The sequence below is a fragment of the Paraburkholderia fungorum genome (assembly GCF_900099835.1).
GTDB classification, from domain to species: domain Bacteria; phylum Pseudomonadota; class Gammaproteobacteria; order Burkholderiales; family Burkholderiaceae; genus Paraburkholderia; species Paraburkholderia fungorum_A.
Map to the genome: position 1 here is coordinate 2,696,731 of NZ_FNKP01000001.1, position 22,161 is coordinate 2,718,891.

General features: G+C 62.9%; 19 protein-coding genes and 1 pseudogene. 8 read left to right on the forward strand and 12 right to left on the reverse strand.

All coding sequences use genetic code 11. From position 1 onward, the window contains the following. Positions 1 to 90 precede the first annotated feature (90 nt). The 5 genes from BLS41_RS11830 to BLS41_RS11850 all read right to left on the reverse strand — a co-directional run bounded on the left by BLS41_RS11830 (position 91) and on the right by BLS41_RS11850 (position 5,353). Positions 91 to 2,334, reverse strand: a complete 2,244-nt coding sequence (locus BLS41_RS11830; protein ID WP_074764667.1) for a RelA/SpoT family protein — start codon at positions 2,332 to 2,334, stop codon at positions 91 to 93. Between the two features lie 59 nt (positions 2,335 to 2,393). Next, a complete protein-coding gene (locus BLS41_RS11835; RefSeq protein WP_074764669.1) occupies positions 2,394 to 2,744 on the reverse strand; it encodes a RidA family protein in 351 nt (116 codons plus the stop codon). An 81-nt stretch (positions 2,745 to 2,825) separates the two neighbouring features. Continuing rightward, positions 2,826 to 3,740, reverse strand: a complete 915-nt coding sequence (locus BLS41_RS11840; protein ID WP_074764671.1) for an alpha/beta fold hydrolase — start codon at positions 3,738 to 3,740, stop codon at positions 2,826 to 2,828. A gap of 264 nt (positions 3,741 to 4,004) precedes the next feature. After that, entirely contained in the window at positions 4,005 to 4,646 is a 642-nt protein-coding gene (locus BLS41_RS11845) for a CoA transferase subunit B (RefSeq protein ID WP_074764673.1), read from the reverse strand. 2 nt (positions 4,647 to 4,648) lie between these two features. Beyond that, a complete protein-coding gene (locus tag BLS41_RS11850) occupies positions 4,649 to 5,353 on the reverse strand; it encodes a CoA transferase subunit A (RefSeq protein WP_074764675.1) in 705 nt (234 codons plus the stop codon). Between the two features lie 241 nt (positions 5,354 to 5,594). Between BLS41_RS11850 and BLS41_RS11855 the strand changes: the two genes are divergently transcribed. Then, positions 5,595 to 6,140 carry a LuxR C-terminal-related transcriptional regulator gene (locus BLS41_RS11855; RefSeq protein WP_074764677.1) on the forward strand — a complete coding sequence of 182 codons (546 nt, stop codon included), beginning with the start codon at positions 5,595 to 5,597 and terminating at the stop codon, positions 6,138 to 6,140. Positions 6,141 to 6,149: 9 nt separating this feature from the next. Here the strand turns inward: BLS41_RS11855 and BLS41_RS11860 are convergent, their stop codons facing one another. Both BLS41_RS11860 and BLS41_RS11865 read right to left on the reverse strand, forming a co-directional pair. Next, on the reverse strand, positions 6,150 to 6,581 hold the full coding sequence (locus BLS41_RS11860) for an acyl-CoA thioesterase (RefSeq protein ID WP_074764679.1): 432 nt from the start codon (positions 6,579 to 6,581) through the stop codon (positions 6,150 to 6,152). Positions 6,582 to 6,715: 134 nt separating this feature from the next. Then, positions 6,716 to 7,492 (reverse strand): SDR family oxidoreductase, encoded by a 777-nt coding sequence (locus BLS41_RS11865; protein WP_074764681.1) that lies wholly within the window; start codon positions 7,490 to 7,492, stop codon positions 6,716 to 6,718. 189 nt (positions 7,493 to 7,681) lie between these two features. Between BLS41_RS11865 and BLS41_RS11870 the strand changes: the two genes are divergently transcribed. Continuing rightward, positions 7,682 to 9,355: an electron transfer flavoprotein-ubiquinone oxidoreductase gene (locus BLS41_RS11870; protein ID WP_074764683.1), complete on the forward strand. Its 1,674-nt coding sequence runs from the start codon at positions 7,682 to 7,684 to the stop codon at positions 9,353 to 9,355. 62 nt (positions 9,356 to 9,417) lie between these two features. On the opposite strand, the gene BLS41_RS11875 is transcribed toward BLS41_RS11870, so the two are convergent. The 4 genes from BLS41_RS11875 to BLS41_RS11890 form a co-directional block, all read right to left on the reverse strand. Further along, the gene (locus BLS41_RS11875) at positions 9,418 to 10,899 is read right to left on the reverse strand and encodes a tetratricopeptide repeat protein (RefSeq protein WP_074764685.1); all 1,482 of its coding nucleotides are present in this window, start codon (positions 10,897 to 10,899) and stop codon (positions 9,418 to 9,420) included. Positions 10,900 to 10,956: 57 nt separating this feature from the next. After that, positions 10,957 to 12,057, reverse strand: coding sequence for a chorismate synthase (aroC, locus tag BLS41_RS11880; RefSeq protein WP_074764687.1), 1,101 nt, complete (start codon positions 12,055 to 12,057; stop codon positions 10,957 to 10,959). A 169-nt stretch (positions 12,058 to 12,226) separates the two neighbouring features. Then, positions 12,227 to 14,164 (reverse strand): MFS transporter, encoded by a 1,938-nt coding sequence (locus BLS41_RS11885; RefSeq protein WP_074764695.1) that lies wholly within the window; start codon positions 14,162 to 14,164, stop codon positions 12,227 to 12,229. 252 nt (positions 14,165 to 14,416) lie between these two features. Beyond that, positions 14,417 to 14,878, reverse strand: coding sequence for a CBS domain-containing protein (locus tag BLS41_RS11890; protein ID WP_074764697.1), 462 nt, complete (start codon positions 14,876 to 14,878; stop codon positions 14,417 to 14,419). A 239-nt stretch (positions 14,879 to 15,117) separates the two neighbouring features. Between BLS41_RS11890 and BLS41_RS11895 the strand changes: the two genes are divergently transcribed. The 3 genes from BLS41_RS11895 to BLS41_RS11905 all read left to right on the forward strand — a co-directional run bounded on the left by BLS41_RS11895 (position 15,118) and on the right by BLS41_RS11905 (position 17,803). Next, positions 15,118 to 16,452: an O-acetylhomoserine aminocarboxypropyltransferase gene (locus BLS41_RS11895; RefSeq protein ID WP_074766481.1), complete on the forward strand. Its 1,335-nt coding sequence runs from the start codon at positions 15,118 to 15,120 to the stop codon at positions 16,450 to 16,452. Continuing rightward, positions 16,449 to 17,282 carry an alpha/beta fold hydrolase gene (locus BLS41_RS11900; protein WP_074764699.1) on the forward strand — a complete coding sequence of 278 codons (834 nt, stop codon included), beginning with the start codon at positions 16,449 to 16,451 and terminating at the stop codon, positions 17,280 to 17,282. Before BLS41_RS11895 ends, BLS41_RS11900 begins: the two co-directional genes overlap by 4 nt. A gap of 200 nt (positions 17,283 to 17,482) precedes the next feature. Next, entirely contained in the window at positions 17,483 to 17,803 is a 321-nt protein-coding gene (locus BLS41_RS11905; protein WP_074764701.1) for an Mpo1-like protein, read from the forward strand. A 96-nt stretch (positions 17,804 to 17,899) separates the two neighbouring features. On the opposite strand, the gene BLS41_RS11910 is transcribed toward BLS41_RS11905, so the two are convergent. Then, positions 17,900 to 19,213, reverse strand: a complete 1,314-nt coding sequence (locus tag BLS41_RS11910) for a YihY family inner membrane protein (protein WP_083379959.1) — start codon at positions 19,211 to 19,213, stop codon at positions 17,900 to 17,902. Between the two features lie 141 nt (positions 19,214 to 19,354). Here BLS41_RS11910 and wrbA point away from each other — a divergent pair, with 141 nt between their 5' ends. The 3 genes and pseudogenes from wrbA (at position 19,355) to BLS41_RS11925 (ending at position 22,136) form a co-directional block, all read left to right on the forward strand. Further along, positions 19,355 to 19,957 (forward strand): NAD(P)H:quinone oxidoreductase, encoded by a 603-nt coding sequence (gene wrbA, locus BLS41_RS11915; protein ID WP_074764703.1) that lies wholly within the window; start codon positions 19,355 to 19,357, stop codon positions 19,955 to 19,957. A 50-nt stretch (positions 19,958 to 20,007) separates the two neighbouring features. Beyond that, a pseudogene (locus BLS41_RS39575) lies at positions 20,008 to 20,421 on the forward strand (DUF2069 domain-containing protein); the annotation flags it as partial. A gap of 296 nt (positions 20,422 to 20,717) precedes the next feature. Next, a complete protein-coding gene (locus tag BLS41_RS11925; protein WP_074764705.1) occupies positions 20,718 to 22,136 on the forward strand; it encodes an FAD-binding oxidoreductase in 1,419 nt (472 codons plus the stop codon). The last annotated feature ends 25 nt before the right edge of the window (positions 22,137 to 22,161 follow it).

The following is a 22,161-nucleotide window of genomic DNA, read 5'->3' on the forward strand; positions in this document are numbered from 1 at the left end:
GCTTGGCAAGTACTTTTATGCATCGACTTTAAATTTTCTTCTTCACCACCGCTGCGGCTTCGCACGTGCGCGCCACCTGTCAGCCACACATCAATTTTTTCGCGACGCGCGCACCACGCCCGTGATTTCGCCAAGCACCGTACACGCGCGCTGAATTTGCGAAGCGCTTGACACCTCGACGGTGAATTGCATGAACGCGGTGTTACGGCGCGATTGAGTCTTCACACCGATTACGTTCATTTTCTCGCGCGCGAAAACTTCGGAGATATCACGCAACAATCCCTGACGGTCCGTTGCCTCGATACTCAGATCGACGGGATAAACGGATTGACCGCGCCCGCTCATCACGTCTGCCGACCACGCCGTTTGCAGCACACGCTCCGGCGCGCGGTCGGCCATGCGCTGGAAGGTTGGGCAATCGCTACGGTGAATCGACATGCCTTTGCCGCGCGTGACAAACCCGCTGATATCGTCGGGCGGCGCTGGCCGGCAGCATCGCGCGAGTTGTGTGAGTAATGCGTCGACACCGACCACCAGCACGCCGGTGGACGCGCCGCGCGCCACGCTCGCTCCGCTGCTGCGCTTCTCGAACTGCTCGGGCGCCTCGACCACGGGTTCGGGCGGCGGCGCATCGTGCAACGCCTGCTCGACGAGCCGCAGACTGAACTCTTCCTTGCCGACCACGGAAAACAGGTCGTCGGTCGTCTTGAAGCCCAGCTTCGCCGCCAGCTGATCGAGATTGACCGATGTCTTGCCTTCGCGCTGCAAGGTCTTTTCGACCATCGCGCGGCCGCTCGAAATGTGCTCCTGCACCTCGACCGCGTTGAACCACGCGCGCACCTTCTGCCGCGCACGCGGACTATGCAGATAGCCGAGTTGCGGGTTGATCCAGTCGCGCGACGGACCGCCCTCCTTCACCGCCACGATCTCGACCGTCTGGCCGTTCTGCAATTGCGTGTTGAGCGGCACCATCGCGCCGTCCACGCGTGCGCCACGGCAGCGGTGCCCCAACTCGCTATGCAGGTGGTATGCGAAATCGACAGGCGTGGCGCCGTGCGGCAACGGAATCACCCGCGCCTGCGGCGTCAGCACGTAGATATGGTCGTCGTCGAGCGTGGCCTGGCGCAACTGCTCCCACGGTTGCGCGGCACGCTTTTCGCCATGCTCGCCCTCGGAGACTTCATCTTTCCACGCAAGCAGTTGACGCAACCACGCAATCTTCTCGTCGTACTTCTCGTTCGCCGTGACCTGCCCACCGTAGCCACGCGAGCCGGCTTCCTTGTAACGCCAGTGCGCTGCCACGCCATACTCGGCGAACTGATGCATTTCCTGCGTACGGATCTGCACTTCGAACGCGCGACCGTCATCGCCCACGACGACCGTATGCAGCGACTTATAGCCGTTCGGCTTCGGCCGCGAGATGTAGTCGTCGAACTCTCTGGGCACCGGTTGCCACAGGTTGTGCACGATGCCGAGCACGGTGTAGCAATCCTTGATGTCCGGCACGATCACGCGAAAGGCGCGCACGTCGTACAGTTCCGCGAAATCGAGTTCCTTGCCGCGCATCTTGCGCCAGATGCTATAGATGTGCTTCGGCCGCCCGCTCACCTCCGCTCGAATATGAGCGGCGGCCAGCTCCTGCTGCAGACGCTCAATAGCCTGCGCCACATAGCTCTCGCGCTCGATGCGCTTTTCGTCGAGCAGCTTGGCAATGCGCTTGTAAGTGACCGGCTCTTCGAAGCGGAAAGCGAGATCTTCGAGCTCCCACTTCAGTTGCCAGATGCCCAGCCGGTTGGCAAGCGGCGCATAGATGTCCAGCGTTTCGCGCGCTACGTCCGGCGAAGGCATGATCTTCGCCGCCGCGTAATAACGCAGCGATTGCAAACGCGACGCGAGCCGGATCAGCACCACGCGAATGTCCTGCGCGAACGCGAGCAACATCTTGCGCAGCGCCTCGACCTGCGCACGGCGAGCAGCCTGTGCGTCGCGCCCGGCCTCGGGCATCGCATTCTGCGCGGCGCGCAGGCTGACTGTACCGAGGCGCAGCAACTTGCGCACGTCGCTGACCAGTTGCGCGACCTCTTCGCCGAAGTTGTCGGCGATCACTCGCTCCGGGTCCTGCAAATGCGGCGTCAGTGCGAACAGCGCCGCCGCGAGCACCGCGGGCGGATCGACGTTCAACGTGCGCATGATCGAAGCCGTCCCCGCCGCATGATCCGCCAGCAATTCGCCCGAAGACAGCCGCACCTCGCCCGCATGCTTGCGCACGAAGGTCATCACTTCGTCGAAAGAAGGGATGGGAGGAGGCGTGCTCGTAGCGATTTCGGTATTCATGGTGCGACGGCCCACCGGGCCAGACGAATCAAAAGGGTTTCAATAACGACAACGGGCGCTTAACGCTGCGCAGCGACCACGACGATCTCGACGAGGCACTTCGGGTTCGCCAGCTTCGCCTCGACCGTAGCGCGCGGCGGCGTGTTGCCTTGCGCGACCCACTCGTCCCACACGGCGTTCATGCCGGCAAAGTGTTCCATGTCCGCGATGTAGATCTGCACCGACAGCAGATGCGCCTTGTCGCTGTTCACTTCGCCCAGCAGACGGTCGATGTGGCCGAGCACTTCGCGCGTCTGACCCGTGATGTCCTGATCCGTGTCTTCGGCGATCTGGCCCGCGAGGTACACGGTACCGTTATGCACGGCGATTTCCGAGAGGCGCTTGTCGACGTAATGACGGATAACTGCCATGGAGAGTCCTGAATTTGGTTGAAAATTAACGGGGATGCATCTCGCATGACGCCCCGCGTGGGCGCCGCGCGAAACCGCATATTATGACGCGTCAAGCGTCTGACCGATAAAGAACTGCCGCGCGATGTCGATCTGGTCGGCCGCGAGAAACGCCGGTGCGTGCCCGACCCCGGCAATCTCCACGCTCGAAACCGCCTTGCCTGCTTCGACCATTCTGCTCACCGTTTCACGCGAGAGCAGATCGGAGTGCTCACCCCGTACCACCAGAACCGGCCCTTGAAACGACGCTAGCGAATGCCATAACGCGGCCTCGCCGAGCTTCGCGGATTCTTCAGTTATCGCGGTAAACGGCTGCGCGATACGCGGGTCGTAACGCAAACGCCAGGCACCGTCCTTCTCGTGCAACAGCGGCGTGTTGATCTCCCGCCATTCGTCCGGCGACAGCGGACCGAATGTCTGCGCGAGCAACGCGGCGTAGTCGATACCCTGTTGAAGCGTTTCGAACTGCACGGGCTTGCCGAGGTAATCGCCGATACGCTGCACGGCCACAGGCTCCAGATGCGGGCCGACGTCGTTCAGCAACAGCTTGCGGATTGGCGTGTCGGGCAGGCCCGCGAGCGCCATGCCGATCAAACCTCCCATCGACGTGCCGAACCAGTCGACCGTTTCGACGTTCAGCCGTGCGATCAGCGTGACCATGTCGGCAACGTATTGCGGCACGCTATAGAAGTTGGGGTTCGCGAGCCACGATGACAAGCCCCGCCCCACCACGTCCGGACACACCACGCGATACGTGCCGGCAAATTCCTCGGCGACACGATCGAAATCGCGCCCGGAGCGGGTCAATCCGTGCACACACAGCAGCACGCGCGGATTGTCCGGGTCGCCCCATTCGGTGTAGGCGACGCGATGCAGGCCACCTCCGCTCGCGCACTGCACGTAACGCTGGCGCGGCGCGAGCCGCCCGGTGTTGGAAGCGGATGTCGTTGCGGTCATCTGGGTTCCTTGCAAAAGCGCTGCGAAATTGGCCCCGGCACGGCCGGGATCGAACGGTACCAAACGGGACAGACAGGCACTCAATCTTCAAACGATTGTAAACCGCTTTGCCGCGCGACAAGGATCGTCCGAACGGCCTAGGACGACCCAGGAATCGAGGGAAAAACCTCCGCAAAAAGCAAAGCGGGCAAGACTCGCGTCTTGCCCGCTTCACAAACCAGTTTGCCGCCAGTTGCTCGTCAAAACGAGCCTAAGCCCACCTACTCAGCTCACCGCGCTCACATCGAGCGGTGCGCCAGTCCTGGCCTTGACTTCCTCGACCGTCACGCCCGGAGCCAGTTCCGTCAGCTTCAAACCATCTTCCGTCACTTCGATCACTCCGAGGTCGGTGATGATCTGATCGACGACAGCCACACCCGTCAGCGGCAACGTGCATTCTTCGAGAATCTTGTGCTGGTCGCCCTTCGCGACGTGCTCCATCAGCACGACCACGCGCTTGACGCCCGCGACCAGATCCATCGCGCCGCCCATACCCTTGATCATCTTGCCGGGGATCATCCAGTTCGCCAGATCGCCCTTCTTGCTGATCTGCATCGCGCCCAGAATCGCCAGGTTGATGTGGCCGCCGCGAATCATCGCGAACGAATCCGCCGACGAAAAAATCGACGAACCCGGCAGCGTGGTGACCGTCTGCTTGCCCGCGTTGATCAGGTCGGCGTCCACTTCATCTTCGGTCGGCGACGGGCCGATACCGAGCAGCCCATTCTCCGACTGCAGCCACACTTCGACGCCGGCCGGCACGTGATTGGCCACCAGAGTGGGCAAGCCGATACCGAGGTTCACGTAAAAACCGTCCTGCAATTCCTTCGCCGCGCGCGCGGCCATTTCGTCACGAGTCCATGCCATGATCAGTCTCCTTTCGCGCGGATAACGCGTTGTTCGATGCGTTTTTCCGGATGCGCATTCAGCACGATGCGCTGCACGAAGATGCCTGGCGTATGAATCGCGTCCGGATCGAGTTCGCCTACCTCAACGATCTCCTCGACTTCGGCGACCGTGATCTTGCCGGCCATCGCGCACATCGGGTTGAAGTTGCGCGCGGTGCGGCGATAGATCAGGTTGCCCGATTTGTCGGCCTTCCACGCTTTCACGAGCGCGACGTCGGCGGTCAGCGAATGTTCGAGCACGTAGTGGTTCTCGCCGAACTGGCGGGTTTCCTTGCCCTCGGCGATCAGCGTGCCGTAGCCGGTGTTGGTGAAGAACGCCGGAATGCCCGAGCCGCCCGCGCGCAGCTTCTCGGCGAGTGTGCCTTGCGGCGTGAATTCGAGTTCGAGTTCGCCGGCCAGATACTGGCGCTCGAACTCCTTGTTCTCGCCGACGTACGACGAAATCATTTTCTTGACCTGGCGCGTTTCGAGCAGCAAACCGAGGCCAAAACCGTCGACGCCCGCGTTGTTGCTGATGCAGGTAATACCCTGCACCTTCGAATCGCGCAGCGCACCGATCAGCGCCTCCGGAATGCCGCACAGCCCGAAGCCGCCGACGGCGAACGTCTGGCCGTCCTTGACGATGTCTTTCAGCGCCTCGGCGGCGCCTGGATAGACCTTGTTCATCAGTATGTCCCTTCCTTTATGGAAACCCGAATCCGGATCGTTACGGCTCTCATGGCGTTGTTCGAGCCTGGCTCGACACGTCATTCTAGTCATCCCCGGCAGGCTGTGCGCTCAGGTTGCCCTGGCTGCGCCCGATGCCCGCCGCGGACGCTCTCGCCGCGTTGTCATGTGCCCGAAAGAGTACGCTGCGCGCGCCATACGGCACAATACGCAAAACTACATAAGTACTTGCCGCCAACCCATGCCTGCCCTGGATTACCGAACCGCGTTTCACCTTGCCCCGATCGGACTCGTGCTGTCGCGCGAACGCAAAATCGAAGACTGCAACGACGAGCTGGCGTCGATTTTCGGCACCACGCGCGAGGCGCTGCTTGGGCAGTCGTTCCAGGTGCTCTACCCGTCGGCGGACGAATTCGAGCGGATCGGCGCACGAATTCCGCCCATCATGACCGCGCAAGGCAGTTACGCGGACGACCGCATCATGAAGCGCGCCAATGGCGAATTATTCTGGTGTCACGTGACAGGACGCGCGCAGCAACGCGCCGACGCGCACGCAGCGGGCGTCTGGACTTTCGAGGATTTAAGCGCGACGCGGCGTGTCGCCGTGGAATTGACGCCGCGCGAACGTGAAATCGCCGCGCAACTGGTGACGGGCAAAACCAGCAAGCAGATTGGCCGGGTGCTGGAAATCAGCCCGCGCACGGTCGACGTCTACCGGGCGCGGCTGATGCGTAAATACGATACGGGGAATGCAACCGAACTGCTGCAGCGGCTGCTAGGTAATTGAAGAAGGAAGTCAGGCCGCTTTGACCAGCGCCGCCCGCTCGATGGTTTCGCGCAGCAGATCGGGCACCGGCACCGACTTGCCCGCCGCGTAATCGATCCATACGCAACGCGCCCCACCGCGCGCATAAACCGTGTGCGGATCGTCGGCGCGCACCAGTTCGAAGCCCGTGTCGAAACTGCTGCGGCCGGGCGTGGCCACCGTCATCCGGCCGATCACGTCGCCGGGATAGTGCAGTTGCTTCAAAAATTCCATCGACGCGTTGACGATCACCGGCCCCTGCCCGTCCGCGTTGCTGCCGGCCATGCCCAATTGTTCGAACCACGAAATCCGCACCTGCTCCATATAGCGGAAATAGACCGTGTTGTTCACATGGCCGAAGGCGTCCATGTCGCCCCAGCGGATCGGCATCGACATTTCGAAAACTGCGTGAAAATCGCTCATCGTACTTCCGTTCTTTTCGTTACTTTAAAGTGCTGAAACCAGCGTGCTGCAAACATAACGCCGCCCCCTCCGCGTGAAAAGGCCGGTGCATGCAAAACACTTTCTTCGGGTTTGGACAAATACGCGCGACGGCCTCAGGCGAGCCCGAAACCGTCGTCGGCGGCGATCACCGAGCCGTTGATGAACTGCGATTCGTCAGCGGCGAGCAGCAGTAACAGCCCGTCCAGATCGTCGGGCTTGCCGACCCGATGACGCGGCAGCATCGACACCAGCTTTTGCCCCTGCTCTGTCGACCAGTGGTGATGGTTGATCTCGGTATCGATATAGCCGGGGCAGATCGCGTTCACGTTGATGCCGTGCTTGCCCCACTCCAGCGCCATCGCCTTCGTCATGTGGATGACGGCCGCCTTGCTCATCGAGTACAGGCCGATTTGCGGCAGCACACGCAAACCCGCCATCGACGCAATATTGATAATCCGGTACGACGGCTTCTGCGCACCGTTGCCGCGCATGATCATGCGCTTGGCAACTTCCTGCGCGACGAAAAACGCGCCGCGCGTGTTCGTATCGAACACGTACTCGAAGTCGGCGGGCGTGACTTCCGACAGCTTCTGCGTAGTCGATACACCGGAGTTGTTAACCAGAATGTCGATCGTGCCGGCCTCGGTTTCCGCATGGGCGACTGCCGACTTGATGCTCTGATAGTCGGTCACGTCGAGCGAAACCACATGCGCCGCGCCACCCGACGCCTCGATCTCGGCGCGCAATTCCTTCAGACGCTCAGTGCGCCGGCTCGCCAGCACGACCTTGGCGCCCGCCTGCGACAGCACCTGAGCAAAGCGCTTCCCCAACCCGCTCGAAGCGCCGGTGATCAGCGCGACCTTGCCTTCCAGATTGATCGAACGGCCCATTGTCGTTCCTTGTTCGGTAGTAAAGACAGATGCGGTGGACAGGTACGGTAAGACTTGTCGATGCGGGTCAATACCGTATCATAGAAATAGAACGATCGTGCTAATCTTTGCTCATCTGGTTGCAGTGCGGGAGTCGTTCGCCCACAATACGATCCCGAAAAAAGCATTCTAACGGTAAGAGGAGCATCAATGACCCCCGCAAGTCTCATTGAGCAATACGGTCCACGCGAGTCGATGGAATACGACGTCGTGATCGTAGGCGGCGGCCCGGCTGGCCTGTCCGCCGCGATCCGCCTGAAGCAGCTGGCGGCTGAAAAAGGCGTCGAGCTAGGCGTGTGCGTGCTGGAAAAAGGCTCGGAGATCGGGGCTCATATCCTGTCGGGCGCGGTGATGGATCCGCGCGCGATCACCGAACTGATCCCGGACTGGAAGGAAAAAGGCGCGCCGCTGACGGTTGACGTGACCGAAGACAAGTTCCTGTTCCTGACCGAAACGGGCTCGAAGAGCGTGCCGGTGTGGGCGCTGCCGGACAACTTCAAGAACCACGGCAACTACGTTATTTCGCTGGCCAACGTCACGCGCTGGCTCGGTCAGCAGGCTGAGGCGCTGGGCGTCGAGATCTTCCCGGGCTTTCCCGCTGCCGAGATTCTTTATAACGACGACGGTTCGGTCAAAGGTGTCGCCACTGGCAACCTGGGTATCGGCAAGGACGGTGAGCCGACCGAAAACTTCCAGCTCGGCATGGAGCTGCACGCGAAGTACACGCTCTTCTGCGAAGGCGCGCGCGGGCACCTCGGTCGTCAGTTGAACGATAAATTCAAGCTACGCGACGGCGTCGATCCGCAGGTCTACGGTATCGGCATCAAGGAACTGTGGGAAATCGATCCGTCGAAGCACAAGCCCGGTCTGGTGATGCACACGGCCGGCTGGCCGCTGGAGAACGACACGTACGGCGGCTCGTTCCTCTATCACATGGACAACAACCAGGTGGTGGTGGGCTTCGTGGTCGGCCTCGGTTATTCGAATCCGTATCTGTCGCCGTTCGAGGAATTCCAGCGCTACAAGACGCATCCGGCGATCCGTGCCGTGCTCGAAGGCGGCAAGCGCGTGTCGTACGGCGCGCGCGCGATTACCGCGGGCGGCCTGATGTCGCTGCCGAAGCTGGTATTCCCGGGTGGCGCGCTGGTCGGCGACGATGCGGGCTTCCTGAACGCGTCGCGCATCAAGGGTTCGCACGCGGCGATCAAGACTGGCATGCTGGCCGCCGAAGCCGCTTTCGACGCCGTGCAGGCAGGCCGCACCAGCGACGAACTCACGGCCTACCCGGAGAGCTTCAAAACGTCGTGGCTGCATACCGAGTTGCATCGCGCGCGCAACTTCAAGCAGTGGATGAGCAAGGGCCTGTACCTGGGCACGCTGATGGTCGGCATCGAGCAGAAGCTGCTGGGCGGCAGCGTGCCGTGGACGCTGCATCATCAGCACTCGGACCACGAGATGCTGAAACCGGCTTCGCAATGCAAGCCGATTACGTATCCGAAGCCGGATGGCAAGCTGACGTTCGACCGCCTCTCGTCGGTGTTCATCTCGAACACGAATCACGAAGAGAATCAGCCGGCTCACCTGACGCTGAAAGACCCGTCGGTGCCGGTGAACGTGAACTGGCAGACCTATGCGGGTCCGGAAGCGCGTTACTGCCCGGCTGCGGTGTATGAATTCGTGAAGAACGATGACAACACCGAGCGCCTCGTGATCAACGCGCAGAACTGCGTGCATTGTAAGACGTGCGATATCAAGGACCCGACGCAGAACATCGTATGGGTGACGCCTGAAGGTGGCGGCGGTCCGAACTATCCGAATATGTAAGCAGGTTTTTGCATGACTTCGCGACGCCGTCCTGTTTGTCGGCGTTGCGAAGATCAGCTCTTTCAACCGCGCGTCAACGCTTCGATTTTTTTCCGCACCTTCGCCACGACCGGCATCCAGTCGCCGATTCGCGGCTGCCGAAACACCTCGATCGAGTCATACCAGGCCGTTCGCGCCGAATCGTCGCCCCAGAACCACGCGGAAACGTGATCGATCATCAGACAGGTCGGTACGCCGAGCGCGCCCGCCAGATGTGCGGGGCCGCTGTCGATCGTCACGACGAGATCCAGATTCGCCAGCAACGTGGCGACGTCGTCGAAACCGGCCCGGAAATGCCCGGTCATGTCGACGACATCGAGCCCTTTCGCACGCCACTGCGCGACCGTTTCACCCCGTCCCGGCGACAACGCGAAATAGCTGACACCCGGCACATCCAATAACGGCTCGAGTTGGCCGATGGGCACCGAGCGCCGCATGTCGCGGATATGCTCCGGATTGCCGTTCCACACCAGACCCACTTTGCGATTGCCGCCGCACGTCGCGGCCATGTGCGCGTCGACGCGCTCACGCCACGTTTGCACCAGCGCGGAATCGGCTTGCAGATAAGGCGCGCCCCAGCCAGTCGAGTCGACGATACCGAGGCGCAGCGGCAGGCTCATCAGCCCGCAATGAAAATCGGGGCGCGTTTCGAGACTGGTTTCTATCGGCAAATCCGCGGGCAAAATGCGCTCGAACAAATGCCGCAACGGCCCGTCGTGACCGAATATCACGCGCCCTCCTTCGCGCCGCGCCCGTTCGGCCAGCAGCGGCAGAAAGCGCACGGCCCACAGGCAGTCGCCATTGCCCTGCTCCCCGTAGACGACCAGCGTCTTGCCGGCCAGCGATTCGCCCTGCCAGTGCGCGCTGATCGCGGCGAGCGCGGTCTGCGCGTTATTCAGGTCGTCGGCGAATGCGGTGCGTGACTCGTAGTGCTGCCAGCCTTGAGCAAAACGTGCACTGCGAATTTCGAGTTCGGACAGATCGAACAACGCATGGGCGTTATCCGGCGAGATGGACAGCACGTGGTTGAGCAACGCCTCGGCTTCGGCGAAACGTGCCTGTTCCTTGACGCACAAAGCCAGCTTGTGAAGTACCACATGATTGCCGGGCGCGACGCGCGCCGCTTCCCGCAGCAGATCCTCGGCGGAGTCGAAGTCGTTGCGCTGCTGGACCGTGGCCGCGCGCCAGACCAGCGCGTTGACGTCCCCGGCGTTATGGTCGAGCAGAATCCCGGTCGCGGAATCGAGCAGCGCCCAGTCGCGCACGACAAACGCCGTCTGCGCAATCGTGCTGAGCAGTGACGGTTCGCAGGCGGGATCGAGTTGATAAGCGCGCACTAGCGCAGCGAGTGCCTCGCGTTGACGGTTTTTGTCACGCCCCGCGCGTTGCACCGCCAGCAGACCGAAGGCTAAAAACTCAGCCGCCGTAGCATCCGGCGACGACGCACGCGCGTGCAACGCCGCCAGGCGGCACGCCACCTGGTCATCGGCATTCAGATTGGACATGACGACTCCGCGCGCGGCGCGTGGCGTTGAGAAGCAGAAGTCGTCAGATAACGGCGATCAAGGCGCGCTGGCCGCGATCTTCGGGGTGGTGACGGCGACGTCGCCGCACTGCGCACGATGACGCAGCGCGTGGTCGATCAGCACCAGTGCAAGCATCGATTCGGCGATCGGCGTGGCACGAATGCCGACGCACGGGTCATGCCGCCCAAAGGTTTCGACGACAGCCGGATTGCCCGCCTTGTCGATCGAACGGCGCGGCGTGCGGATGCTCGAAGTCGGCTTGATCGCGATCGACACCGTGATGTCCTGCCCGGTCGAAATGCCGCCGAGCACACCGCCAGCGTGATTGCCGACGAAGCCTTCCGGCGTCAGTTCGTCGCCGTGCACCGAGCCGCGTTGCGCGACGCTCGCGAAACCCGCGCCGATCTCGACGCCCTTCACCGCATTGATGCCCATCATGGCATGCGCGATGTCTGCGTCGAGCCGGTCGAACAAAGGCTCGCCCAGACCGACCGGCACGCCCGACGCCACGACGTTGATACGCGCGCCAATCGAGTCGCCGTCTTTGCGCAGCGCATCCATGTAGGTTTCGAGCTGCGGCACGATGTCGGCATTCGGCACGAAGAACGGGTTTTCTCGTACGTGCGCCCAGTCGACGAACGGCACGTCGATCTCGCCGAGCGCCGCCATGTAGCCGCGAATCTCGGTGCCGAACTTCTCGCGCAGCCACTTCTTCGCGACCGCGCCCGCCGCGACCGTGGGCGCCGTGAGACGCGCAGACGAACGGCCGCCGCCGCGATAGTCGCGGATGCCGTATTTTTGCCAGTAGGTGTAGTCGGCGTGGCCGGGACGGAAGGTGTCGACGATGTTGCCGTAGTCCTTGCTGCGCTGGTCGGTGTTGCGGATCAGCAGCGCGATTGGTGCGCCGGTAGTTTGTCCTTCGAACACACCCGACAGGATTTCGACCTTGTCTTCTTCCTGACGCTGCGTGACATGGCGCGACGTGCCCGGCTTGCGGCGGTCGAGTTCGAGCTGGATGTCGGCTTCGTTGAGCGCCATGCCCGGAGGGCAGCCGTCGATCACGCAGCCGATAGCGGGGCCGTGCGATTCGCCAAAGGTCGTGACAGTGAAAAGCGTACCGAGTGTGTTGCCGGACATGGGCGTCGTCCAAAGAAATGCGGGGAGAACGCTATTATGCCAGCCCTGTGGCGTCTGGGCCTTGCCGCCCGGTGGTTCTGGCCGATTGGCCAGGAGTGGGTGGGGCACGGGGTAGGATTTGCCTGACAGGTACGCCCGGCAACGGCACTCACCAGCCGCACCCGCCCCGTCACTTCCGCGCGCCGCGCAACTCAGTCACGATCTCCTGCAACTTCTCAGGCGTCGCCTGCGCGGGATCAATCGGCTCGCCCACGGCAAGGCTCAACCTGCTCATCACTCCCTTCTGGATCGGCCGCGGCCAGCGCGCGTCGTTCGCCCGCGAGAACACGCTGCCCCACAAGCCGCGCAGCGCCATCGGAATGACCGGCGCCGGCGTCCGTTTGATAATCTCAGTCACGCCGTGACGGAACGGGTTCATTTCGCCCGTCCGCGTGAGCTTGCCTTCCGGGAAAATGCAAACCAGCTCACCCTCGGCGAGCGCCTGCGCGCAGCGCTCATAGGCCTGCGCGAGCAGCGCCGCGTCCTGATGCGCCGGGGCGATCGGAATCGCCTTCGCGTGACGGAACACCCAGCCCGCGAACGGCGATTTAAAAATCTGGTGATCCATCACGAAACGGATCGGTCGCGGGCTCTCGGCCATGATGACGATGGCATCGACGAAACTCACGTGGTTGCACACGAGCACGGCCGCGCCCTCCTCGGGAATCCGCTCTGCATGCACCAGCCGGATCCGGTAAAACGTGTGCACCAGCATCCACGCGATAAAGCGCAGCAGAAACTCCGGCACCAGCGAATAGATATAGGTCGCCACGACGATGTTCAGCAACGCGGTGACGAGAAAAATCGCCGGAATGCTAAAGCCCGCCGCCGTCAGGCCGATCGCCATCAGCGACGAAACGATCATGAACAGCGAATTCAGAATATTGTTCGCGGCGATGATGCGCGCCCGGTGGCTCGGCTGGCTGCGGCTCTGGATCAACGCGTAAAGCGGCACGCTGTAAAAGCCGCCGAACATCGCGAGCAGAAACAGGTCGGCCAGCACACGCCAATGCGCGGGCCGCGCCATAAATTCGCCGACGCTCAGCAGATGCCCTCCCGGCGGCAATGCGTGGCTCGCGAAAAACAGGTCGATCGCGAATACGCTCATGCCGATCGAGCCGAGCGGCACGAGACCGATTTCGATGCGCCGCTTGGAGAGCTTTTCGCACAGCAGCGACCCCAGCCCGATGCCGAACGAGAACGTGCCGAGCAGGACGGTCACGACATCCGGATTCGCCGACAGCACGTTCTTCGCGAAACTGAAAAACGACGACAAAAACGTCGCGCCGATAAACCACAGCCACGAAATGCCGAGCAGGCTCAGGAACACGGTACGGTTTTCGCGCGCGAGCTTCAGATTGCGCCACGTCTCGCTGAACGGATTCCAGTTGATGCGCAGATCGGGCTGCGGCGCGGGCGTGACCGGCACGAAGTTCGATGCGACACGGCCGATCAGCGCAATCGCGACGCACGCGCAGGCCAGCACGACCGCGCCGTGCTCGACCAGCCCCGCCCCCGCACCGCCGATGATGGTGCCGACCAGAATCGCGACGAACGTGCCCATCTCGACCAGCCCGTTGCCGCCCACCAGCTCCGGTTTCGACAGATGCTGCGGCAGATACGAGTACTTGACCGGGCCGAATACGGTCGAGTGGACGCCCATCAGAAACGTGCACAAGTACAGCAGCGGTGCGCTATGCAGCCAGAAACCCGCGCCGCCGATCAGCATCACCGCAATTTCGAAGGTCTTGACGAAGCGCGTGAGCATCGCCTTGTCGTACTTGTCGGCGATCTGGCCGGAAGTGGCCGACAGCAGCACGAACGGCAGGATGAAAATCGCCGAAATCAGGAACGCGGCAGTGGCCGGATCGACGCCCGAAAAGCGTGCCGCCTGATACGTGACGAGCGACGTGAAGCCGATCTTGAACACGTTGTCGTTCATCGCGCCGAGAAACTGGGTCCAGAAAAACGGCGCGAAACGGCGCTGACCGAGCAGCCGGAACTGCGATTCGTGCGCCTCTTGCGCGTGGGTGGCGCGACGGGCGGCGGGTAACGGGCGATCGCTCATGAAGTGGAAAGTTAGACCAGAAGAACAACGCGGACGTAAGCGGTAGAAGCGCAGTGGCCGACGCCACGTAAACGCGATTTACCCTGAACGGGTGACGGCCGATTCGCGAGGCAAACTCGCGCGTCGCGCATCGATGCTTTCATACCGCGCGCCGTGCGAGCGGACACAAAAAAGCGCGCGCTTTCGCGCACGCCCTGGCTGCATTTTCGCGCTCACGGCCATGGCCCGAGCGCGCCGGTAAGTGACCGGACATTAACGCGCCGGTTGCTGTTCCTGCTGCTCTTCCGGCCAATCGCGGATATATGCCTTGAGCATGCGGTTTTCGAAACCCTGCTCCTCGACCACCGCCTTCGCAACGTCGTAGAACGAGATCACGCCCATCAGCGTGCGGCTTTCGAGCACCGGCAGATAACGCACGTGATGCTCGAGCATCATGCGGCGCACTTCGTTGACGTCCGTTTCCGGCGTGCAGGTGAGCGGGTGGTCGTCCATGACCTTGCGAATCGTGGAAGTGCCGACGCTGCCGCCGTTCTTGCTGAGCGTCTGAATGATTTCGCGGAACGTCAGCATGCCGACCAGATCGCCGTATTCCATCACCACCAGCGAGCCGATGTCGTGCTCGGCCATCGCATTGACGGCTTCGTGCAGCGTGGTATCCGGTGTGACCGTGAAAAGGGTGTTGCCTTTGACTTTAAGAATGTCGCTGACTCGCATGATCTGTCTCCGTGATACCCGCTAGCTGGCAATGCAATGAATGATTTTCGATCCTAGCGGAAAGGCCCGTAAAAGGAAAGCGGCCCGCCCACCAAGGCGCAGCGGGCATCCGCGGGCGGCAAACCGCATTGTTTCGCGCCCGTGCCTCGGGAAAACCGCGCTTGAAGCCGCCGATGCCGGTGATAGCATGGCCGCCACTTTCACCCTTCGCGAGGCCGCTCGTGGCCCCGCCGTCCACGATGTCCGCCAACCGTTTCGATACGCTTGCGCTGCATGCCGGCGCCGCCCCCGACCCCGCCACCGGCGCACGCGCCACGCCGATTTACCAGACCACATCGTTCTCGTTTCGCGATTCGGATCACGCCGCCGCGCTCTTCAACATGGAGCGCGCCGGTCACGTTTATTCGCGGATCTCGAACCCGACCGTCGCCGTATTCGAGGAACGCGTCGCCGCACTCGAAAACGGCGCGGGTGCAATCGGTACGGCCAGCGGCCAGGCGGCCTTGCATCTGGCCATCGTGACGCTGATGGGCGCTGGCTCGCACATCGTCGCGTCCAGCGCGTTGTACGGCGGCTCGCATAACCTGCTGCACTACACACTGCGACGCTTTGGCATCGAGACGACCTTTGTCAAACCCGGCGACCACGACGCATGGCGTGCCGCGCTGCGTCCCAATACGCGACTGCTGTTCGGCGAGACGCTAGGCAACCCGGGCCTCGATGTGCTCGACATCGCCGCCGTCGCCCAGATCGCGCACGAGCACCGCGTGCCGTTACTGGTCGACTCGACTTTCACGACGCCGTGGCTGCTCAAACCGTTCGAACACGGTGCCGATTTCGTTTATCACTCGGCGACCAAATTCCTCGGCGGACACGGGACGACGATCGGCGGCGTGCTGGTGGACGGCGGTACGTTCGACTTCGACGCGTCGGGGCGCTTCCCCGAATTCACCGAGCCCTACGACGGCTTTCACGGCATGGTGTTCACCGAGGAAAGCACCGTCGCGCCGTTCCTGCTGCGCGCGCGCCGCGAGGGTCTGCGCGACTTCGGTGCCTGCCTGCATCCACAGGCCGCATGGCAATTGCTGCAAGGCATCGAGACGTTGCCGTTGCGGATGGAGCGGCACGTCGCGAACACACGTCGTGTGGTCGAATTTCTGGCCGCTCACACCGCGGTCGAAAGCGTTGCGTACCCGGAATTGCCGACGCACCCCGACCACGCACTCGCGCAACGACTGCTGCCGCGCGGCGCCGGGGCCGTGTTCAGCTTCAATCTGCGCGGCGACCGTGCGGCCGGACGCAGCTTCATCGAAGCGTTGTCGCTGTTCTCGCACCTGGCGAATGTCGGCGACGCGCGCTCGCTCGTGATTCACCCCGCATCGACGACGCACTTCCGGATGGACGCCGCCGCGCTCTCCGCCGCGGGCATTGCCGAAGGCACGATCCGTCTGTCGATCGGCCTCGAAGACCCGGACGATCTGATCGACGACCTCAAGCGCGCGCTGAAGGTGGCGCAGAAGGCGACACAAAAACCCGCTGGCGCCGCGCCCCAGACCCGCCCGGAGTCTGCATGATCCTCACCGTTCAACACAAAGCCACGTACGCCTACACCGGCGGCAAACCGTTCGATGCAAGCCTGCCGACGGCGGTATTCATCCACGGCGCCGAGCACGATCACAGCGTGTGGGCGCTGCAAAGCCGCTATTTCGCGCACCACGGCTTCAGCGTGCTCGCCGTCGACCTGCCTGGCCATTGCCGCAGCGACGGCCCGGCGCTAACCACCGTGGCAGACATGGCCGACTGGCTGGCCGCGCTACTCGATGCCGCCGGCGTGAAACGCGCGTTCGTCGCCGGACACAGCATGGGTTCGCTGATCGCGCTCGACTTCGCCGGCCGCTATCCGCAGCGCGTTACGCACCTCGCGCTGCTAGCGACCGCAGTGCCGATGGCCGTTTCCGATGCATTGCTCGACGCCGCGCTGAATCGTGAAGCGGATGCGATCGGCATGGTCAACCAATGGTCGCATTCGACGCTCGCCGCCAAGCCCTCCTCTCCCGGTCCCGGCTTCTGGCTGCACGGCATGAACCAGCGCCTGATGGAACGTGTGTCGGCAAGCGGCGAACCGCACCTGTTCCATATCGACTTCACTGCCTGCAACACCTACGCGGACGGCCTCGCCCGCGCCGCTCAGGTGCGCTGCGCCACGCGGCTGATCGTCGGAAGGCGCGACGCGATGACTCCGCCACGCGCCGCCAAAGCAGTCGCCGACACGCTTGCCCAGGCCGGCGTTGCGGTCGACACGCTCACACTCGACGCGGGCCACGCGTTGATGACCGAGCAACCCGACGCCACGCTCGACGCCCTCTTCAGCCTGGCTTCCCGCCCGTTCAGGGAAGCGAAATAAAGGGCCGGCGAGTGCTCAGGATATCTACGTTGAATGAGCCGCGCCATTAGCCGGATGGCCAGGTTGCGCACCTGGCCCGATAGCCGCACAATGGCTCAAACCCGTTCTGTTTCAACCAGATGCGTCACGCATCCGACATGTGTTGAAGCAACTGGGAGCGACGGGTAACAGCGTAGAAAAGCGTCCATACGGAGGCCGTCATGGCTCAAACCGCACATACCGATCACTTCGCAAGTTTCGCGGAGTTCTATCCGTACTACCTGAGCGAGCATCGCAACCTCGTGTCGCGGCGGCTGCATTTCGTCGGGTCGCTCGGCGTGATCGGCTGTCTCGCGATGGCGCTCGCCACCGGCGACTGGCTGTGGCTACCGGCGGCCGTTATCTGCGGATACGGCTTTGCGTGGGTCGGCCATTTCTTCTTCGAGAAAAACCGGCCGGCCACCTTCCGTCATCCGCTTTACAGCCTGATGGGCGACTGGGTAATGTTCAAGGACATTTGCGTCGGCAGGATTTCGTTGTAGTTTTGCGGCGGCTTGTGGACAGGCCGCCTGTTTTGCCTGGTCCGACTGTTTTGCAGTCGAGCGTTGCGTAGCGCCCCTGGCAAATCTCAAATCGCATCACGCCGTTTGATGCGGCATCGTAGTTTCAGCGGGTTCACTTTCGCCAGTGCGTGCCGCGCGAGCCGTCGCGCGCGCCGCCAGTAACGCGGCCAGCGTCACCTTCAACCTGTCGTTGTCGAGCGCGGTTAAAAGCGTCCCGCTATCCACCCGTGTCGATTCGAGTTCGAGCTGATACTGAAGCTCTGCGCGATCGACGATGAACAGGTCGAACAACTGTTCCACCGTGATCTGCGCCGGATTCGCCAGCAACAGAAAATGCGGACGTGCGCCGTCTTCTTCCAGACGCGCGATCCATTCGATCTCCTCGAGTTTCTGCAGCAGATTCACCGTGATGTCCATATCGCGGCGAAGCATGCGCGCAAGCTCGGGCATCGTGTAGCCGCGCTTGCCGGCGTCGCGCGCTTCCGAGAGCCGCGCGAGCAATTCGAGCGAATCGAACAGATTGCTGCCCTCGAACGTGGGCCGATGAAACTGACCGATGCGAATAGCCGGCAATGCCGATGCGATCATCGCGCCCGCCAGCGTAATGAACCAGCACAGATACATCCACAACAGGAACAACGGGACGGCGGCGAACGCACCGTACACCGCCGTATAAGTCGGAATACGCCGCACGTAATAGCCGAAACCGCGCTTCGCCAACTCGAAAGCGATCGCTGCGGTAACGCCGCCGATTACCGCATCACGCCACTGCACCCGGCAGTTCGGCAGATACACATAAAGAATCGTGAAAGCCACCGCGGTAAGCGGAAGCGCCGCGCCTGTGAGCGCCCACTCGATGACCGGCGTCATGCGCTGCGCCGCCGTGAACGTCATGGATTGCGTGAACACGTACGAGGAAATCGACAGACTCACGCCGATCAGCAGCGGACCCAGCGTGATGATTGCCCAGTACACGAGAATGCGCTGCGCGATGGGCCGCGCCTTGCGCACCCGCCAGATCACATTGAACGCGGACTCGACGGTCATCATGGTCATCACTGCCGTGAGAAACAGCAGGATCATGCCGATCGTGGTCAGCCCTTTCGCCTTCGACGCAAACTGGTTCAGATATTTGAAAATCTGACTGTTCAGCTGCTCCGGCATCAGATGGTCGGCGAGAAAAAACTGCAGCGACTGTTGGAAGGAGCTGAAAATCGGGAAGGCGGTGAACAGCGCGAACGCCACCGTGGCAAGTGGCACGAGCGCGAGCATTGCTGTGAACGTGAGACTGCCGGCCACCTGCGGAATGCGGTCTTCGCTAATACGCTGCGCAGCAAACCGCGCGAGCCGTTTGAGCGTGTCAAGATCAAAACGCACCCTGGACAACAAACCCACCTCCTTGCTTTCTGAACCGGTGTTTCAGGACTTATTTCACGACCCCGGCCGGACCTGGCCGAATGGCTACGAATGGCTTGCAGTGGCCTCTCGCGCGGACCCAGCCCCTATAATACCCGTTCACCGATGAGGCCTATGAAAGACATTCTCGTGCTCTATTACAGCCGTCACGGCGCCACGCGCGAGCTTGCGCTGGCGATCGCGCACGGCGTCGACAGCGTCCCCGGCATGCAGGCGCGCGTGCGCACGGTGCCGCCGGTTTCCACCGTCTGCGAAGCGACCCAGCCGGACATTCCGGCCGAAGGGCCGCCCTACGTCGAGTTGCGCGATCTGGAAGAGTGCGCGGGTCTCGCGCTCGGCTCGCCCACCCGCTTCGGCAACATGGCGGCGTCGCTCAAATACTTTCTCGACGGCACCACGCCGCAATGGCTTTCGGGCGCACTGTCCGGCAAGCCTGGTTGCGTGTTCACGTCCACGGGCAGTCTGCACGGCGGCCAGGAATCCACCTTGCTCTCGATGATGCTGCCGCTTCTGCATCACGGCATGCTGATTGTCGGCATCCCGTACACGGAGAGCGCGTTGAGCACCACGCAAACCGGCGGCACACCATACGGCGCGTCACATTTCGCGCGTGCGGGCACGGCTGGCCAGGGCATTTCCGCGGACGAAAAAAACCTCGCCATCGCACTCGGCGCACGCGTCGCGCGCACGGCAGCGTCCATGAGCGAAAGGCCGTGAGCACCGGGCCGGACGTCGAATCAACCAGCACGCCGGATGCGAATTCCGCGATGAAGGCGTCGCTGCGCGCCGCCGCTGTGCCGGTTCGGGCCAACCCGGTTGCCGCGCTCGGGGCGAGCGCTGCGTTGATTGCGCTGATCGTTCTGTCCGTAGCGTGGGAATGGTGGCTCGCGCCGTTGCGTCCGGGAGGGTCGGCGCTCGTGCTCAAGGCCGTGCCGCTCGTGCTCGCATTGCCGGGCGTCTGGCGGCGGCGGCTTTACACGCTGCAATGGGCGTCGATGCTGATCCTGCTGTATTTCGCCGAGGGCGTCGTGCGCGGCTGGAGCGATCGTGGCCTGAGTGCGCGTCTGGGCTGGTTGCAGGCGGCGCTTGCGGTGGTGTTTTTCGTCTGCACGCTGGCATATGTCGGGCCGTTCAAGCGAGCAGCCAAACGGGCTACGAAACGGAAGGCTTCAGACACGGCTTTGCCGAATACGTCACAGGCGACCTCACAGGCCGACGGGCAATCGGCTTCGCAGGCCAGCGGACACCCGGCGGAAGAGGATGCGCAACAAGCCGGAGCACATACCACGGCGCGCGCTGCATCTCACGCAACAAGCGCCGAAACAACGCTGGCAGCATCTCGCCCGACCGCCGACAACGACAACGGCAACGCCCCCGGCGCATCGCCCGCTCGACCGTCAGACGCAGCCCGATGACAGCCGCGCGCCCCACCCAACCATTCGCCAGATCCGCAGCCCCTATCCGCTGACCGACCATCATGACCCAGACCGCTTTCCTCGACACCTGCCGCGACACCATCGGTGCAGCCCAGGTGCTGACCGATCCGCACGACACCGCCCCGTATCTCACCGACTGGCGCCGCCGCTACACCGGCGCGGCCTGTGCGGTGCTCTGCCCCGGCACGCCCGCTGAAGTCGCGGCGCTCGTCAAACTCGCGGCCGGGCATCGCGTCGCACTGGTGCCGCAAGGCGGCAACACGGGTCTCGCCGGCGGCGCCACTCCCGACGCGAGCGGCGCGCAGGCGGTCGTCAGCTTGCGGCGCCTGAATCGCGTGCGTGACATCGATCCGCATAACAACACGATCACCGTCGAAGCCGGCGTGATTCTCGCCGACGTGCAAAGGCACGCGGAGGAAGCCGGCCGGCTGTTCCCGTTGAGCCTCGCCGCCGAAGGCAGCTGCACGATCGGCGGCAATCTCGCGACCAACGCGGGAGGCACCGGTGTGCTGCGCTACGGCAACACACGCGAACTGTGTCTGGGCCTCGAAGTGGTCACGCCGCAAGGCGAGTTGTGGGACGGGCTGCGCGGACTGCGCAAGGACAACACGGGCTACGATCTGCGCGACCTGTTCATCGGCGCGGAAGGCACGCTCGGCATCATCACCGCAGCCGTGCTCAAGCTGCATCCGCAACCTGCCGCGCGTGTTACGGCGCTCGCCGCGCTGGCGTCGCCCCACGCGGCGCTCGATTTTCTGTCGCTCACGCAAAGTGTCGCCGGGCCGCTGCTCACTGGCTTCGAACTGATGTCGGATTTCTGTCTACGGCTGGTCGGCCGGCATTTCGAGCAGATGCGTTATCCATTCGCCGGATCGCATGCGCAGGTCGTGCTGCTCGAATTGTCGGACAGCGAAAGCGAGGAACACGCACGCGCGCTGTTTGAGCGTCTGATGGAAACGGCGCTCGAAAAAGGGCTCGTGGAAGACGCGGTGGTCGCGGAAAACCTTACGCAGTCGCAGGCGTTCTGGAATTTGCGCGAGCATATTCCGCTCGCGCAAGCCGAGGAAGGTTTGAACATCAAGCACGATATCTCGGTGCCGATCTCGCGCATCGGTCACTTTATCGAGGCCACTGACGCGGCGGTCGCGCAAGCCGCGCCGGGCGCGCGCATGGTGACGTTCGGGCATCTGGGCGACGGCAATCTGCACTACAACGTGCAGGCGCCCGAAGGCGTCGACGCGAAGACGTTCCTCAAGCAGTACCAGAGCCCGATCAACAAGATCGTCTACGACAACGTGCATGCGCATCGCGGCAGCATCAGCGCCGAGCACGGGCTGGGTCAGTTGAAGATCGACGAGGCCGCGCATTACAAGCAGGACGTCGAGGTGCAAATGATGCGCGCCGTCAAACACGCGCTCGATCCGCTAAACCTGATGAACCCGGGCAAGGTGCTACGCTAGGTATCTGAAGAGCCTCCGCTGCCCC

Coding starts and splice junctions, on each gene's coding strand:
- BLS41_RS11830 (WP_074764667.1), bottom strand. CDS start 2,334: ATGAATACCGAAATCGCTACGAGCACGCCTCCTCCCATCCCTTCTTTC.
- BLS41_RS11835 (WP_074764669.1), bottom strand. CDS start 2,744: ATGGCAGTTATCCGTCATTACGTCGACAAGCGCCTCTCGGAAATCGCC.
- BLS41_RS11840 (WP_074764671.1), bottom strand. CDS start 3,740: ATGACCGCAACGACATCCGCTTCCAACACCGGGCGGCTCGCGCCGCGC.
- BLS41_RS11845 (WP_074764673.1), bottom strand. CDS start 4,646: ATGGCATGGACTCGTGACGAAATGGCCGCGCGCGCGGCGAAGGAATTG.
- BLS41_RS11850 (WP_074764675.1), bottom strand. CDS start 5,353: ATGAACAAGGTCTATCCAGGCGCCGCCGAGGCGCTGAAAGACATCGTC.
- BLS41_RS11855 (WP_074764677.1), top strand. CDS start 5,595: ATGCCTGCCCTGGATTACCGAACCGCGTTTCACCTTGCCCCGATCGGA.
- BLS41_RS11860 (WP_074764679.1), bottom strand. CDS start 6,581: ATGAGCGATTTTCACGCAGTTTTCGAAATGTCGATGCCGATCCGCTGG.
- BLS41_RS11865 (WP_074764681.1), bottom strand. CDS start 7,492: ATGGGCCGTTCGATCAATCTGGAAGGCAAGGTCGCGCTGATCACCGGC.
- BLS41_RS11870 (WP_074764683.1), top strand. CDS start 7,682: ATGACCCCCGCAAGTCTCATTGAGCAATACGGTCCACGCGAGTCGATG.
- BLS41_RS11875 (WP_074764685.1), bottom strand. CDS start 10,899: ATGTCCAATCTGAATGCCGATGACCAGGTGGCGTGCCGCCTGGCGGCG.
- aroC (WP_074764687.1), bottom strand. CDS start 12,057: ATGTCCGGCAACACACTCGGTACGCTTTTCACTGTCACGACCTTTGGC.
- BLS41_RS11885 (WP_074764695.1), bottom strand. CDS start 14,164: ATGAGCGATCGCCCGTTACCCGCCGCCCGTCGCGCCACCCACGCGCAA.
- BLS41_RS11890 (WP_074764697.1), bottom strand. CDS start 14,878: ATGCGAGTCAGCGACATTCTTAAAGTCAAAGGCAACACCCTTTTCACG.
- BLS41_RS11895 (WP_074766481.1), top strand. CDS start 15,118: ATGTCCGCCAACCGTTTCGATACGCTTGCGCTGCATGCCGGCGCCGCC.
- BLS41_RS11900 (WP_074764699.1), top strand. CDS start 16,449: ATGATCCTCACCGTTCAACACAAAGCCACGTACGCCTACACCGGCGGC.
- BLS41_RS11905 (WP_074764701.1), top strand. CDS start 17,483: ATGGCTCAAACCGCACATACCGATCACTTCGCAAGTTTCGCGGAGTTC.
- wrbA (WP_074764703.1), top strand. CDS start 19,355: ATGAAAGACATTCTCGTGCTCTATTACAGCCGTCACGGCGCCACGCGC.
- BLS41_RS11925 (WP_074764705.1), top strand. CDS start 20,718: ATGACCCAGACCGCTTTCCTCGACACCTGCCGCGACACCATCGGTGCA.